The sequence below is a fragment of the Oryzomicrobium terrae genome, from assembly GCF_008274805.1.
Taxonomy (GTDB): Bacteria; Pseudomonadota; Gammaproteobacteria; order Burkholderiales; family Rhodocyclaceae; genus Oryzomicrobium; species Oryzomicrobium terrae.
The window spans coordinates 238,489-252,052 of sequence record NZ_CP022579.1 but is presented as its reverse complement, the minus strand read 5'-3'; the positions used below and the strand labels follow the sequence as shown (position 1 = coordinate 252,052).

Here is a 13,564-nt window from a genome sequence, read left to right as displayed (position 1 = left end):
GGCAAAGGCGGCGGAACGAAAGGCGAAGACGGCAGGAGATTACTTGGCCGCGGCCGTCGCCGGCGTACCAGTCGGTAACGGCGCCGCGCCGGAGTCGGCGCCCTTGTTGGCGGCGGCCCGGGCGTGGGCGTCGGACACCGCCTTGGCGGCTTCCGGCGGCATGTAGTTTTCGTCGTGCTTGGCCAGCACTTCGGAGGCGACGAAGCGGTCGCCTTCGAGCTTGCCCTGGGCGACCACGCCCTTGCCCTCCTGGAACAGGTCGGGAAGGATGCCCTTGTAGGCCACCGGCAGGGTCTTCTCGGTATCGGTGACGATAAAGCGCACGGTGACGCCGTCGGCTTCGCGCTGCACCGAGCCCTGCTCGACCATGCCACCAATGCGGAAGGTCTTGCCTACCGGCGCCTTGCCGGCGGCCACGTCGGTGGGCGAGAAGAAGAACACCAGGTTGCTGTTGAAGGCGTTGAGCACCAGGGTGGCGGCGACGCCGAGGGCGGCCAGACCGCCGACGATCAGGGCGAGACGTTTGTGACGGGACTTCATGCGGACTTCCTTGCGGCGGTGGCTTCCAATTCTTCGGCGCGCAACTCGCGCTGCAGACGGGTCACCACATTGTGTCGACGGCGGGCGACCAGGATCGGTTCCAACAACAGGGCCAGGGCGGTCACCCCGAGGGAACCCCAGACGTAAAAGGCGTAACCGCCCATGGCAAAAAATTCGCTGGCGCTGTTCCAGTGCATGCGCGAGATCCTTTAATCCTTGTCCATCAAGCCTGGCGGAGCAGGCTCTTGACCCAGTCGGTATGGCGTTCCCGCTCCAGGATGATCGCTCGTACCCGGGCGAAGGCCACAGCGATGGTGTACATCCAGAACGACAGGGCCATCATCAGCATGCCCCAGAGCATGGTACGGGCCATCGACGGCGCCTTGGTCAGGGACACCGAGGCCCCCTGGTGCAGGGTGTTCCACCACTGCACCGAGAAATAGATGATCGGGATGTTCACCACGCCCACCAGCAGCAGCACCGCACCGGCCTTGTCGGCGCGGCGCGGGTCGTCGATGGAGGCGACCAGGGCCATGTAGCCGACGTAGAGGAAGAACAGGATCAGCTCCGAGGTGAGGCGGGCATCCCACACCCACCAGGTGCCCCACATCGGCTTGCCCCACAGGGCGCCGGTCCACAATGACAGGAAGGCGAACAGGGCGCCGGTGGGCGCCAGGGCCTGGGCCAGCATGCCCGACAGGCGGGTGTTGAAGACCAGGTTCATGGCCCCCCAGAAGGCCATCACACAGTAGATGAACATACTCATCCACGAGGCCGGCACGTGCACGAAAATGATGCGGTAGCCCTCGCCCTGCTGGAAGTCGGTGGGGGCGACAAACAGGCCAAGCCACAGCCCGGCGGCCGCGAACAGCACGGCCAGGGCGATGAACACGGGCTGCAGGCGCCCCGCCAGGGGGTAGAAGGTGGCCGGGGAGGCGTAGTGAAAGAGGTTGAGGTTGCTCATGGGCAGCCCGTTACAAAATCCAAAAAAGAAGGTTGGCCAGCGGCGCGGACATGGGGCGGCCCGTCAGTCTACCGCGATCCGCAGCCCCGCCGCCGCGGCGAAGGGAGCGAAACACAGGCCGGCCACGGTCAGCGCCGCCAGCAGCGACAGATGGGCCTCGGGACCCAGGCCGGTAAGGGTGGCATCCACCGCCCCGGCGCCGAAGATCAGCACCGGCACGTAGAGGGGCAGGATTAAAAGCGACAGCAGCACGGCACCACCGCGCAACCCCAGGGTCAGGGCGGCGCCGATGGCGCCGATGCCGGACAGGGCTGGGGTGCCGAGGGCGATCGACAGGGTGAGCACCGCCAGGGCGTCGCCGGGCAGGTCGAACTGCAAGCCGAGCACCGGAGCCACCAGGGCCAGGGGCAGGCCGGCCACCAGCCAGTGGGCGATCACCTTGCCGAGCACCACCAGCCCGAGGGGCTGGGGGGCGAGCATCAGCTGCTCCAGGCTGCCGTCGCGGAAGTCGTCGGCGAACAGGCGCGGCAGGGTGAGCAGGGTGGACAGCAGGGCGCCGACCCACAGCACGCCGGGGGAAAGCTTACGCAGCAGGTCCGGTTCCGGCCCGACCCCCAGGGGGAAGAGGCTGGCGACGATGACGAAGAAGAACAGGGCGGCGCCGATGTCGGCCTGGCGACGCCAGGCCAGCTTGAGGTCGCGGCGCACCACCGCCAGCACCACCTCAAACATCGCCGCGCTCCCCCAGCCACAATTCGCGCACCGTGGCGCCGGGCACGCTGACCGGTTGGTGGGTGGTCATCACCGCCAGCCCGCCACCGGCCACATGGGCGCCGATGCGCCCGGCCAGCCAGGACACGGCCTTCACATCGAGGGCGACGAAGGGTTCGTCGAGCACCCACAGCGGCCGTTGATCGCGGATCAGCCGGGCCAGGGCGACACGGCGCTTCTGGCCTTGGGAGAGAACCCGGCAGGGCAGATCGGCGCGACTGGCCAGGCCGACCTCGGCCAGGGCCTGGAAGTCCCGCTCCTCGTCGTGGGCCAGTGCGGCCACCCGGGCGGACAAGGACAGGTTTTCGAGGGGCGTCAGCTCTTCCTTGATGCCGTTGCCGTGCCCCAGGTAGCACAGCTGGGCCCGGTAATCCTCGCCGAGCTTGCCCACCGGCTGGCCTTGCCAGCGGATTTCGCCCGCCACGGCATGGGTCAGGCCGACCAGGGTGCGCAGCAGGGTGGTCTTGCCCGCCCCGTTGTGCCCCGAGACGTGCAGCAACTCCCCGGCATCGAGCCGAAAGCCGACCCCGGCGAACAGGCGGCGGTCGCCGCGGACGCATTCAAGGTTGGTGGCTTCGAGCATGGAGTGAACAGGCAAAAGCGGAGGCAGGACGAATGGGGTCGGCGGAGTGGGCAGGCGCGCTGTCGCGGCATTTCCCCACTGGCGCAGGGGTGATAGGCGGATTTTGAACGGCGAAGTGTAGCCGCAGCATGACGATAATCAAAATATGCAGAATTGCCCGCCACAGGCCATGCCGGCGGCCCCCGACGGGGCCCGGACTTTGCAGCCAGGAAGGGGAAGAGGATAATCGAGCCCTTTTTCTTCTTTCCCCCGCCATAACGGCAGCGTGCCGGAAGGGGGCCCCAACGAGGAGACATGATGGAAAAAACGGGACAAATGGAGCGGGACCTGCGCGAGGCCGCCCTCGAATATCACCGCCTGCCGACCCCGGGCAAGATCGCCGTCCGCCCGACCAAGGGCCTGACCAACCAGCGCGACCTGGCCCTGGCCTACTCCCCCGGCGTGGCCTACGCCTGCGAGGAGATCGTCGCCAACCCGGGCGCCGTCGATGAAATGACCTCCCGGGGCAACCTGGTCGGCGTGGTCACCAACGGCACCGCCGTGCTCGGCCTGGGCAACATCGGCCCCCTCGCCGCCAAGCCGGTGATGGAAGGCAAAGGCTGCCTGTTTAAGAAGTTCGCCGGCATCGACGTCTTCGACATCGAAATCTCCGAGAACGACCCGGACAAGCTGATCGACATGATCGCCGCCCTGGAACCGACCCTGGGCGGCATCAACCTGGAGGACATCAAGGCCCCCGAGTGCTTCTACATCGAAGAGAAGCTCAAGGAGCGCATGTCCATCCCCGTCTTCCACGACGACCAGCACGGCACCGCCATCATCTCCGCCGCCGCCATGCTCAACGGCCTGAAGGTCATCGGCAAGGACGTGGGCAACGTCAAGGTGGTCTGTTCCGGCGCCGGCGCCGCCGCCATCTCCTGCCTCAACCTGTGGTGCGAACTGGGCATCAAGCGCGAGAACATCACCGTCTGCGACTCCAAGGGCGTCATCTACGTCGGCCGCGAAGCCAACATGGAGGCAACCAAGGCCCGCTACGCCCAGGAAACCGCCGCCCGCACCCTGGCCGACGCCATCGTCGGCGCCGACATCTTCCTCGGCCTGTCCGCCGCCGGTGTGCTGAAGCCCGAGATGGTCAAGCAGATGGCCAAGGATCCCCTGGTCTTCGCCCTGGCCAACCCGACCCCGGAAATCATGCCGGAACTGGCCAAGGAAGTGCGCCCCGACGCGATCATCGCCACCGGCCGCTCCGACTACGCCAACCAGGTCAACAACGTCCTGTGCTTCCCCTTCATCTTCCGCGGCGCCCTGGACGTCGGTGCCAAGCGCATCACCGAGGAAATGAAGCTGGCCTGCGTCAAGGCCATCGCCGCCCTGGCCCAGGAAGAAGTGAGCGATGAAGTGGCCATGGCCTACCCCGGCCAGGATCTGTCCTTCGGCCCGGAATACCTGATTCCCAAGCCCTTCGACCCGCGCCTGATCTCGATCATCGCCCCGGCCGTGGCCCAGGCCGCGATGGACTCCGGCGTCGCCACCCGGCCGATCACCGACATGGCCGCCTATCGCGACAAGCTCAAGGAATTCAACACCCACACCGGTGTCGGCATGCGTGCCGTGTTCCTGGCCGCCAAGCAGGGTCCGGTGCAACGCATCGTCTACGCCGAGGGCGAGGACGAGCGCGTGCTGCGCGCCGTCCAGGTGGTGCTGGAAGAGCGCCTGGCCAAGCCGATCCTGGTGGGCCGTCCGGAAGTGATCGAAGCCCGCCTGGCCAAGATCGGTTCCAAGCTCAAGGCCGGCGAGCACTTCGAGGTGGTCAACCCGAACTACGACGACCGCTACAAGGAGTGCTGGAGCGCCTACCACCAGCTGATGAAGCGCCACGGCGTGACCATCGACATCGCCAAGATGCGCCTGCGCTCGGACAACACCATCATCGCCGCCATGCTGGTCAAGCTCGGCTACGCCGACGGCCTGATCTGCGGCGTGTCCGGCCGCTTCGCCCACCACCTGCGCCAGGTGGACGAAGTGATCGGCAAGGCCCCGGGGCACAACACCCTGGCCGCCATGAACCACCTGCTGCTGCCGGGCCGCTCCCTGTTCCTGTGCGACACTCACGTCAACGAGACCCCGGACGCCGAGCAGATCGCCGACATCGCCCTGATGGCGGCCGAATCGGTGAAGAGCTTCGGCCTGACCCCCAAGGTCGCCCTGCTCTCCCACTCCAACTACGGCTCGTCCTCGTCCGCCTCGGCACGCAAGATGGCCACCGCCCTGGAGCTGGTGCGCGCCAAGGCGCCGGAACTGGAAGTCGACGGTGAAATGCACGGCGACTCCGCCCTGTCCGAGGAAATCCGCCACCAGTCCGACCCGGAATCGCCCCTCAAGGGCGAGGCCAACGTGCTGGTAATGCCCAACCTGGACGCGGCCAACATCTCCTACAACCTGTTGAAGATGACCGGCGGCGAAGGCGTCACCATCGGCCCCATCCTGCTCGGTGCCGCCCGCCCGGTGCACGTGCTCACCGCCACCGCCACCGTGCGGCGCCTGGTGAACATGACCGCCTTGGCGGTGGTGGACGCCGGCCGGCGCTAAACGCGCGCAGGAACGGCATCAGACCGGCACCGCCGGCCTGAACGCAGCAACACGACCGGCGGCCCTTCGGGGCCGCCGGTTTTTTTATGGCCTGACCAAACCCCGCGCCAATAAACGATCTCCAGCTCCACTGCCTGGAACACAAGGCCAGACGCGGCGTTTCAGCCACATGCTCTGGAATCCCGCGTCCTGCGCGGGGTTCCAGCGGGCAGCCGTCGCGCTGCGCCTTTTTCCCCGAGGCCGCTACACAGCGCGACGGGCTTGGTTATCATCCTGGCATTGCCCATAATCGTGCTTGCCCCAGCCGCTGCCGCCTTCGTGACTTCCCCCCCCTCCACCCCTCCCGATTTCGCCCTCGCGCCCCAGACCGGCGGCGCCTGCCTCGCCCTGCGCGGCGCCTGGCGCCGTGACGATCCGCGGCCGGCGCGGGAGGCCATCACCGCCGCCGCCAGCGCCGCCCTGCCAAGCGGCGGCACCCTGACGGTGGACGGTAGCGGCCTGGGGCCCTGGGACGGCACCCTGCCCGCCCTGCTGCGCGAACTGGCGGAAGCCCTGGCGCCCCAGGGCATCACCCTGGTCTTGGGCGAGCTGCCCGCCGGGGTGGCCAAACTGATCGCCCTGGCCGGCGCCAGCGTGCCGCCGGAACAGCACACCGCCCCGCCGGACAATTTCTTTCGCCGCCTCGGTCTGGCCACCCTGGCACGGCTCAACGACGGCCACGAGTTCCTGCGCTACCTGGGCGAAATCATGCTCGCCCTGGGCGCCTTCTGCCGCGGCCGGGCGCGCATGCGCCGCAGCGACTTCTGGTGGGTGGTGCAGGAGGTCGGGCCCCAGGCCTTTCCCATCGTCTCCCTGATCAGCCTGCTGGTGGGCCTGATCCTGGCCTACATGGGCGCCCAGCAGCTGGCCATGTTCGGCGCCCAGATCTACATCGCCGACCTGGTGGCGATCGGCATGGTGCGCGAGATCGGCGCCCTGATGACCGGCATCGTCGTGGCCGGGCGCAGCGGTGCGGCCTTCGCCGCCCAGCTTGGCACCATGCAGGTCAACCAGGAGATCGACGCCTTCCGCACCTGGGGCATCCCGCCGGTGGAGTTCCTGGTGCTGCCGCGGTTGCTCGCCCTGATCGCAATGATGCCGCTGCTGACCCTCTACGCCGGCCTGGTGGGCGTGCTGGGCGGCGCCCTGGTGGCGTTCACCGTGTTCGACATCAGCGCCTTCGAGTACTACCACCAGACCCTCTCCGCCCTGTCCCTGACCCATATCCTGGTCGGCCTGTTCAAGGGCACCCTGTACGGCTCCCTGGTCGCCCTGGCCGGCTGCGTGCGCGGCCTGCAGTGCGGACGCAGCGCCCAGGCAGTGGGCGAGGCCACCACCTCGGCGGTGGTCACCAGCATCCTGTTCATCGTGGTGGCCGCCTCCCTGACCACCATCGTCTTCCAGAAGCTGGGGGTGTGAGGTGGCCGACGTGAGCACCGCCACGCCCCAGCCGCCGATCCAGGTGCGCGACCTGACCATGGCCTACGGCGAACGCGTCATCCAGCGCGACCTCAACTTCGCCATCGCCCAGGGCGCCATCTGCGCCATCATGGGCGGCAGCGGCTGCGGCAAGAGCACCCTGATGCGCCACCTGATCGGCCTGGAGGCGCCGGCCAAGGGCCGGGTGTTCCTGCAGGGCCGGGACTTCTGGGCGGCCCCGGACGCAGAGCGGGAAGCCCTGCGCCGCCGCTTCGGCGTGATGTTCCAGCTGGGCGCCCTGTGGAGCTCCCTGACCCTGATCGAGAATGTGCTGCTGCCCTTGGGCGAATACACCGATCTGACCCCGGCCGACGCCCGGGCGGTGGCCCGCTTCAAGCTGGCCCTGACCGGACTGGAAGGCTTCGAGGATTACTACCCCTCGGAAATCTCCGGCGGCATGGTCAAGCGCGCCGCCCTGGCCCGGGCCATGGCCCTGGACCCGGAAATCCTGTTCATCGACGAACCCTCCGCCGGCCTCGACCCGATCAGCTCGCGCCGCCTCGACGACCTGATCCTGGAACTGCGCGACAGCCTGGGCACCACGGTGGTGATCGTCACCCACGAACTGCCCAGCGTCTTCGCCATCGCCGACGACGCCCTCTTCCTCGACAACCAGACCCGGACCCTGATCGCCCAAGGCAATCCCCGGGACCTCGCCCGGTCCGACAACCCGACGGTCCGCGCCTTCATGAACCGGGAAGCCCCATGAGCAAACGCGCCAACCCCACCCTGATCGGTATTTTCGTTGCCGGCGCCCTGGCCGTGCTGGTCGCCGCCATTCTCGTGCTGGGCAGCGGCAACGCCTTTCGCAAGACGGAAAAGGCGATCATGTATTTCGATGGTTCGGTCTATGGCCTGCAGGTCGGCGCCCCGGTGGTGTTCCGCGGCGTGCGGGTGGGCACAGTGCGCCAGGTGGGCATCGAGCACGACCCGAAACAGAAAGCCCTGGTGATCCCGGTGATCGTCGAATTCACCGCCGACCAGACCATCAACCCGTTCTACAAGAGCGAACACGACAAGCTCGACGTGGACTACAGCAGCCTGATTTCCCAGGGCCTGCGCGCCAAGCTCGAACTGCAGAGCCTGCTCACCGGCCAGCTGATGGTCCAGCTCGACTTCAACCCGGGCAAGGAAGGACGGGTCCTGGGACTGCATCCGGAGATCTTCGAGATCCCAACCCTACCCTCGCCCCTCCAGGCAATCTCCGATGAGCTCAGCCGCCAGCCCCTGGATCAGGTGATCGGCGAATTCACCCAGGGCATGAAGTCCCTCAGCCAGATCCTCAATTCCAAGGAACTGCGCCACAGCATCGAGGGGCTGGCGCGCACCGCCGACAACCTGGAATCCCTCAGCCAGCAACTGCGCAGCGACGCCCCGGGGCTGCTCAAGCGCAGCGAGACGACCCTGGCGGCCCTGGAAAAGGCGGCCAACAAGGCCGCCACTTCCCTGGACAGCGTCAACACCCTGATCAGCCCCGATTCTGAGACGGTGCAGGAACTGCGCCGCACCCTGAAGGACCTGAGCGCCGCGGCCCACAATGTGAACGCCCTGACCGGGGACGACTCGGCCACTCTGGAGCAGTTGCAGCGCACCCTGCGCGAACTGCGCGCCATGGCCCGCAACGTGCAGAACCTGGCCGACACCCTGGATCGCCATCCCGAGTCCCTGCTCAAGGGCAAGGCCGCCACCGGAGAGACCCCATGACCCATCGCCGCCCCCTTCTGCGTGCCCTGCCGGCAACGCTCGGCCTGTTGGCCGCTTTATCGGCCGCCTTGCTGGCGGCCGGCTGCGGCACGACCCCCGCCTCGCGCTTCTACGTCCTGCCCGCTCCGCCGGCCGCCGCCCCATTGCCCGTCCCGGCCGGCTTCCCCGCCATCAAGCTGCTGCCGGTGCGCCTGCCCGATTACCTGACGCGCCCGGCCATGGCCATCCGCCGCGGCGATAGCGAAATCCACTACCTGGATACCACGCGCTGGGCCGAGGCCCTCGACGACGGCGTGACCCGGGCCCTGGGCCAGGCCCTGGTCGCCCAGCTCGGCGACGCCCGGGTTTATCGCAGCGGATTGGGCAACGGCAGCGCCCCGGCCGATGCCTCGGCGCTGCGCGTCGAAGTGCTGCGCTTCGACAACGCCCCGGATGGCACGGCCACCCTGGAGGCCCGCTGGCAGCTCGGCACCCACCCCTGGCAACACGGCCGCTTCAGTGTCCCGGCCGGCAACGGCGACCGGGACGGCGCCGTCGCCGCCCTGGCGGCGACCCTGGCCCAACTGGCAGCCGCCATCGTCGCCCCACCGCTCCGCCCCTAAGCCGCCCCTTCTCGCCTCGTTTTCCGTTCTGCCGCGCCCGCCGCCCTCCTCCCGGAGGCCGGCGGGCGTTGCCGTTTACGGCCGCGACGCTGCCGCCGGGCGGACAGAATTACGCTTAGTACACTTCGTTACGCAAATAGCTATACTCGTTACATCCGGCGAAGTTGTCATACAACTTTACCGGTAGGGCATCCCGCCCGCCCTCATCCGCGGCCCACCAGTTTCAGCGATCCCCGACGCAACGGGCCGTGACCAAAACAGGGGAATGACACCAAGGAGAGGAGTACCCCAATGGTCTGGCAACAAGTCTACGACCCCTTCGGCAGCATGCTGATCTCGACCCTGCTCGCCGCCATCCCGGTGGTGGTGATGCTGGTCGGCCTCGGCTTCCTGCACCTGAAAGCCCACGTCGCCGCTGGCGCCGGCCTGGTCAGCGCGCTGATCATCGCCATCGTCGCCTTCGGCATGCCCTCGGAGATGGCCGGCAAAGCTGCCCTGCTCGGCGGCCTGACCGGTCTGCTGCCGATCGGCTGGATCGTCCTCAACATCATCTTCCTGCACCAGCTGACCGAGCAGAACGGCTCGTTCAAGATCCTGCAGGATTCGATCGCCGGCATCACCGAGGACCGGCGCCTGCAACTGCTGCTGATCGCCTTCGCCTTCGGCGCCTTCTTCGAGGGCGCGGCCGGCTTCGGCACGCCGGTGGCGGTGACCGCGGCGATCCTCATCGGCCTGGGTTTCTCGCCCCTGGCCGCCTCGGGCCTGTCCCTGATCGCCAACACCGCGCCGGTGGCCTACGGTGCCCTGGGCACGCCGATCATCACCCTGGCCAAGGTGCACAACTACGACGTGATGGCCATCTCGGCCATGGTCGGCCGCCAGCTGCCGTTCTTCTCCCTGATGGTGCCGTTCTGGCTGATCTGGGCCTTCGCCGGGCGGCGCGGCATGATGGGCATCTGGCCGGCGATCCTGGTCACCGGGGTGAGCTTTGCCATTCCCCAGTACCTGGTGTCCAATTTCTTCGGCCCCGAGCTGGTGGACGTGATCGCCGCCCTGGTGTCGATGACCTGCCTGGTGCTCTTCCTCAAGGTCTGGCAGCCCAAGGAGATCTGGACCAAGACTTCGCTCAAGGGCCACGAGGACAGCGACCCGGGCCAAGAGGCCGCGAAGCCGACCAAGCATCCCACCGCCGACGTGGTGCGCGCCTGGACCCCCTGGGTGATCCTCACCGTGTTCGTCTTCATCTGGGGCCTGCCGCCGGTGAAGGATTTCTTCAACGGCCTGTTCGCGCCCAAGTTCCCTATTGACGGGCTGCACCAGCTGATCGAAAAGATGCCGCCGGTGGTGCCGAAGGCCACCAAGGAGGGGGCGGTGTATGTCTTCAACCTGCTCTCGGCCACCGGCACCGGCATCTTCGTCGCCGCCATCGTCGGTGGGCTGGTGATGAAGTACAACCCGTTCCAGCTGATCGCCAACTACGGCCGCACCCTGTGGTTGGTGAAATACTCGCTGCTGACCATCGTGCTGATGCTGGCCCTGGGCACCCTGACCCGCTACTCCGGGCTGGATACCACCCTGGGCCTGGCCTTCGCCCAGACCGGCGTGCTCTACCCCTTCTTCGGCACCCTGATGGGCTGGCTGGGGGTGGCGCTGACCGGCTCGGACACCGCCTCCAACGTGCTGTTCGGCGGCATGCAGAAGGTGGCGGCGGACCAGATCGGCGTCTCGCCCAACCTGATGGGCGCCGCCAACAGCTCGGGCGGGGTGATGGGCAAGATGATCGACGCCCAGTCGATCGTGGTGGCCTCCACGGCGACCCGCTGGTTCCACCACGAGGGCGACATCCTGCGCTACGTGTTCTTCCACTCCATCGCCCTGGCCTGCCTGGTCGGCATCCTGGTCACCCTGCAGGCCTACGTACCGCCTTTCACCCAGATGGTGATCCACTAACCGCAGCGCTTCACCCACAAAAAAACCCCGCTTCGGCGGGGTTTTTCATTGGGCGGGCGGCCATGCGGCGAAAGTGCATGAATCGGTGGCCGGAAAAGCAAAAACCCCAGCCCGAAGGCTGGGGTTTTCTGAAAACTGGTGGGCCGTGAAAGATTCGAACTTTCGACCTACGGATTAAGAGTCCGCTGCTCTACCAGCTGAGCTAACGACCCAGTTTTTGCTGCGTTTGGGGCCTAACCGCCAACGCTACCGCCGTTTTCAGGCGGTGATTGGTGGGTCGGGAGAGATTCGAACTCTCGACCAACGGATTAAAAGTCCGCTGCTCTACCGACTGAGCTACCGACCCCCAAGTGAGCGCAAGATTATAAAAAAAGCGAAAACGATCTGTCAATGCCTTTTCGCGCCGCTTTGTCCTATAAGGGCGCGTCGCCGAGCAGGCGGTAGCGGCCGTCGTGGAACAGCAGGGGGGCCCGGGACGGGTCCCGGTCGATGCCGACCACTTCGCCGATGAAGATCAGATGGTCGCCACCGGCCACGCGCTGGGTGTTCTTCACCTCGAACCAGGCGCAGCAGCCCGACAGCAGGGGCGCGCCGCCGACGCCGGGACGCCAGTCCACCCCCTCGAACTTGTCGGCCAGGCGCGCCGCGAACTGGTTGGACACATCCGCCTGGTCCGCCGCCAGCACGTTGACCGCGTAGTAGTGGGCGGCCTCGAAGGCTTCCCGGTTGGGGGAATCGGCCGACAGGCTCCACAGGATCAGGGGCGGTTCGAGGGAGACCGAGTTGAATGAGCTCACCGTCAGGCCGATCGCCATGCCGTTGGGCGCCAGGGCGGTCACCACGGTGACGCCGGTGGCGAAACGCCCCAGGGTGTCCCGAAGCTCCCGTGAGTCGAACGGGGCGGCCTCGGCCAGGGATGCGGGGGCGGAACGGGTGGTCATGGGGCGGCGGTAGGCAAAAGGGGACGATTTTACAACAGACGGCCATGCCAACCGCCGCTCATCCGGTAAATCGACCCGGCCACGGCGGAAGAAAAGCAACAAAAAGGCCGTGCTACCATCGGCGCCGCCCATTTATCGACGGAGATCCCGCCATGCCCGCCCCCTCCTCCCTGCGCCCCGGCACCCCTCTTTCCCCCAGCGCGCTGCGCGTCATGCTGCTCGGCGCCGGCGAGTTGGGCAAGGAGGTGATCATCGCCCTGCAACGGCTGGGTACCGAGGTGATCGCCGTGGACCGTTACGACAACGCCCCGGGCATGCAGGTGGCGCACCGTTCCCACGTCATTTCCATGACCGACGGCGCCGCCCTGCGCCGCCTGATCGAGCTGGAAAAGCCCCACCTGGTGGTGCCCGAGATCGAAGCCATCGCCACCGACACCCTGGTGGAGATCGAGGCCCAAGGCCTGGCCGAGGTAATTCCCACCGCCCGGGCCGCCAAACTGACCATGAACCGGGAAGGCATCCGCCGCCTGGCCGCCGAGGAACTGGGCCTGCCCACCTCGCCCTACCGTTTCGCCGACTCCCTGGCCGAGCTGCAGGCGGCCATCGACGGCACGGACGGCCAGCCGGGCATCGGCTACCCCTGCGTGATCAAGCCGGTGATGTCCTCCTCAGGCAAGGGCCAGTCCCTGGTGAAGGGCCCGGACGATGTGGCCCAGGCCTGGGACTACGCCCAGGCCGGCGGCCGGGTGCAGCAGGCGCGCATCATCGTCGAAGGCTTCATCAAGTTCGACTACGAGATTACCCAGCTGACCGTGCGCGCCGTGGGCGCCTCGGGCAAGGTGGAAACCTATTTCTGTGAGCCGATCGGTCACATTCAGGTGGACGGCGACTACGTCGAATCCTGGCAACCCCAGCCAATGAGCCCGGCGGCCCGGCAGAAGGCCCGGGAGATCGCCGAGAAGGTCACCAGCAACCTGGGCGGCCGCGGCATCTTCGGCGTCGAGCTGTTCATCCACGGCGACGAAGTGTGGTTCTCCGAAGTCAGTCCGCGCCCCCACGACACCGGCCTGGTCACCCTGGCCAGCCAGCGCCTGTCTGAATTCGAACTGCACGCCCGAGCCATCCTCGGCCTGCCGGTGGATACCAGCCTGCGCGCCCCCGGCGCCTCGGCGGTGATCTACGGCGGCATGGAGGAAAAAGGCATCGCCTTCGAGGGCGTCGCCGACGCCCTGCAAGTGCCGGACTCGGACCTACGCCTGTTCGGCAAGCCGGAAAGCTTCAAGAAGCGCCGCATGGGCGTGGCCGTGGCCACTGGCAGCGACATCGACCAGGCCCGTGAACGGGCCAAGCTGGCCGCCAGCCGGGTCAAGCCCGTCAAGGGTTAATGGCCTGATCTGATCCC

The 13,564-nt window shown here is 67.3% G+C and carries 13 protein-coding genes and 2 tRNA genes; 7 read left to right on the top strand and 8 right to left on the bottom strand.

Annotated features, from left to right (window positions below):
* Positions 1-39: 39 nt before the first annotated feature.
* From ccmE to ccmA, 5 genes are all read right to left on the bottom strand, one after another.
* Entirely contained in the window at positions 40-540 is a 501-nt protein-coding gene (ccmE, locus tag OTERR_RS01120; RefSeq protein ID WP_054619691.1) for a cytochrome c maturation protein CcmE, read from the bottom strand.
* Positions 537-737, bottom strand: coding sequence for a heme exporter protein CcmD (gene ccmD, locus OTERR_RS01115; RefSeq protein ID WP_054619692.1), 201 nt, complete (start codon positions 735-737; stop codon positions 537-539). Before ccmD ends, ccmE begins: the two co-directional genes overlap by 4 nt.
* Before the next feature lie 26 nt (positions 738-763).
* Complete coding sequence (locus tag OTERR_RS01110; RefSeq protein WP_054619693.1) at positions 764-1,504, bottom strand: heme ABC transporter permease; 741 nt, start codon at positions 1,502-1,504, stop codon at positions 764-766.
* A 63-nt stretch (positions 1,505-1,567) separates the two neighbouring features.
* Positions 1,568-2,236: a heme exporter protein CcmB gene (ccmB, locus tag OTERR_RS01105; protein ID WP_149424593.1), complete on the bottom strand. Its 669-nt coding sequence runs from the start codon at positions 2,234-2,236 to the stop codon at positions 1,568-1,570.
* Positions 2,229-2,858, bottom strand: coding sequence for a cytochrome c biogenesis heme-transporting ATPase CcmA (gene ccmA / locus OTERR_RS01100; protein ID WP_149424592.1), 630 nt, complete (start codon positions 2,856-2,858; stop codon positions 2,229-2,231). The genes ccmB and ccmA overlap by 8 nt, the downstream gene beginning before the upstream one ends.
* Positions 2,859-3,173: 315 nt before the next feature.
* Here ccmA and OTERR_RS01095 point away from each other — a divergent pair, with 315 nt between their 5' ends.
* From OTERR_RS01095 to OTERR_RS01070, 6 genes are all read left to right on the top strand, one after another.
* Complete coding sequence (locus OTERR_RS01095; RefSeq protein WP_054619696.1) at positions 3,174-5,447, top strand: NADP-dependent malic enzyme; 2,274 nt, start codon at positions 3,174-3,176, stop codon at positions 5,445-5,447.
* Positions 5,448-5,765: 318 nt separating this feature from the next.
* Positions 5,766-6,905 (top strand): ABC transporter permease, encoded by a 1,140-nt coding sequence (locus tag OTERR_RS01090; protein WP_149424591.1) that lies wholly within the window; start codon positions 5,766-5,768, stop codon positions 6,903-6,905.
* 10 nt (positions 6,906-6,915) lie between these two features.
* A complete protein-coding gene (locus tag OTERR_RS01085) occupies positions 6,916-7,674 on the top strand; it encodes an ABC transporter ATP-binding protein (protein ID WP_223115975.1) in 759 nt (252 codons plus the stop codon).
* Positions 7,671-8,669, top strand: coding sequence for an MlaD family protein (locus OTERR_RS01080; RefSeq protein ID WP_149424590.1), 999 nt, complete (start codon positions 7,671-7,673; stop codon positions 8,667-8,669). The genes OTERR_RS01085 and OTERR_RS01080 overlap by 4 nt, the downstream gene beginning before the upstream one ends.
* A complete protein-coding gene (locus OTERR_RS01075) occupies positions 8,666-9,271 on the top strand; it encodes a PqiC family protein (protein WP_149424589.1) in 606 nt (201 codons plus the stop codon). Before OTERR_RS01080 ends, OTERR_RS01075 begins: the two co-directional genes overlap by 4 nt.
* 291 nt (positions 9,272-9,562) lie before the next feature.
* On the top strand, positions 9,563-11,221 hold the full coding sequence (locus OTERR_RS01070; RefSeq protein ID WP_054619700.1) for an L-lactate permease: 1,659 nt from the start codon (positions 9,563-9,565) through the stop codon (positions 11,219-11,221).
* A 136-nt stretch (positions 11,222-11,357) separates the two neighbouring features.
* Here OTERR_RS01070 and OTERR_RS01065 read toward each other — a convergent pair.
* The 3 genes from OTERR_RS01065 to OTERR_RS01055 all read right to left on the bottom strand — a co-directional run bounded on the left by OTERR_RS01065 (position 11,358) and on the right by OTERR_RS01055 (position 12,162).
* A tRNA-Lys gene (locus tag OTERR_RS01065) sits at positions 11,358-11,433 on the bottom strand.
* Between the two features lie 58 nt (positions 11,434-11,491).
* Positions 11,492-11,567, bottom strand: a tRNA-Lys gene (locus tag OTERR_RS01060).
* A 67-nt stretch (positions 11,568-11,634) separates the two neighbouring features.
* Complete coding sequence (locus OTERR_RS01055) at positions 11,635-12,162, bottom strand: flavin reductase family protein (protein WP_149424588.1); 528 nt, start codon at positions 12,160-12,162, stop codon at positions 11,635-11,637.
* A gap of 152 nt (positions 12,163-12,314) precedes the next feature.
* Here OTERR_RS01055 and purT point away from each other — a divergent pair, with 152 nt between their 5' ends.
* Positions 12,315-13,547 (top strand): formate-dependent phosphoribosylglycinamide formyltransferase, encoded by a 1,233-nt coding sequence (gene purT / locus OTERR_RS01050; protein ID WP_223115974.1) that lies wholly within the window; start codon positions 12,315-12,317, stop codon positions 13,545-13,547.
* The last annotated feature ends 17 nt before the right edge of the window (positions 13,548-13,564 follow it).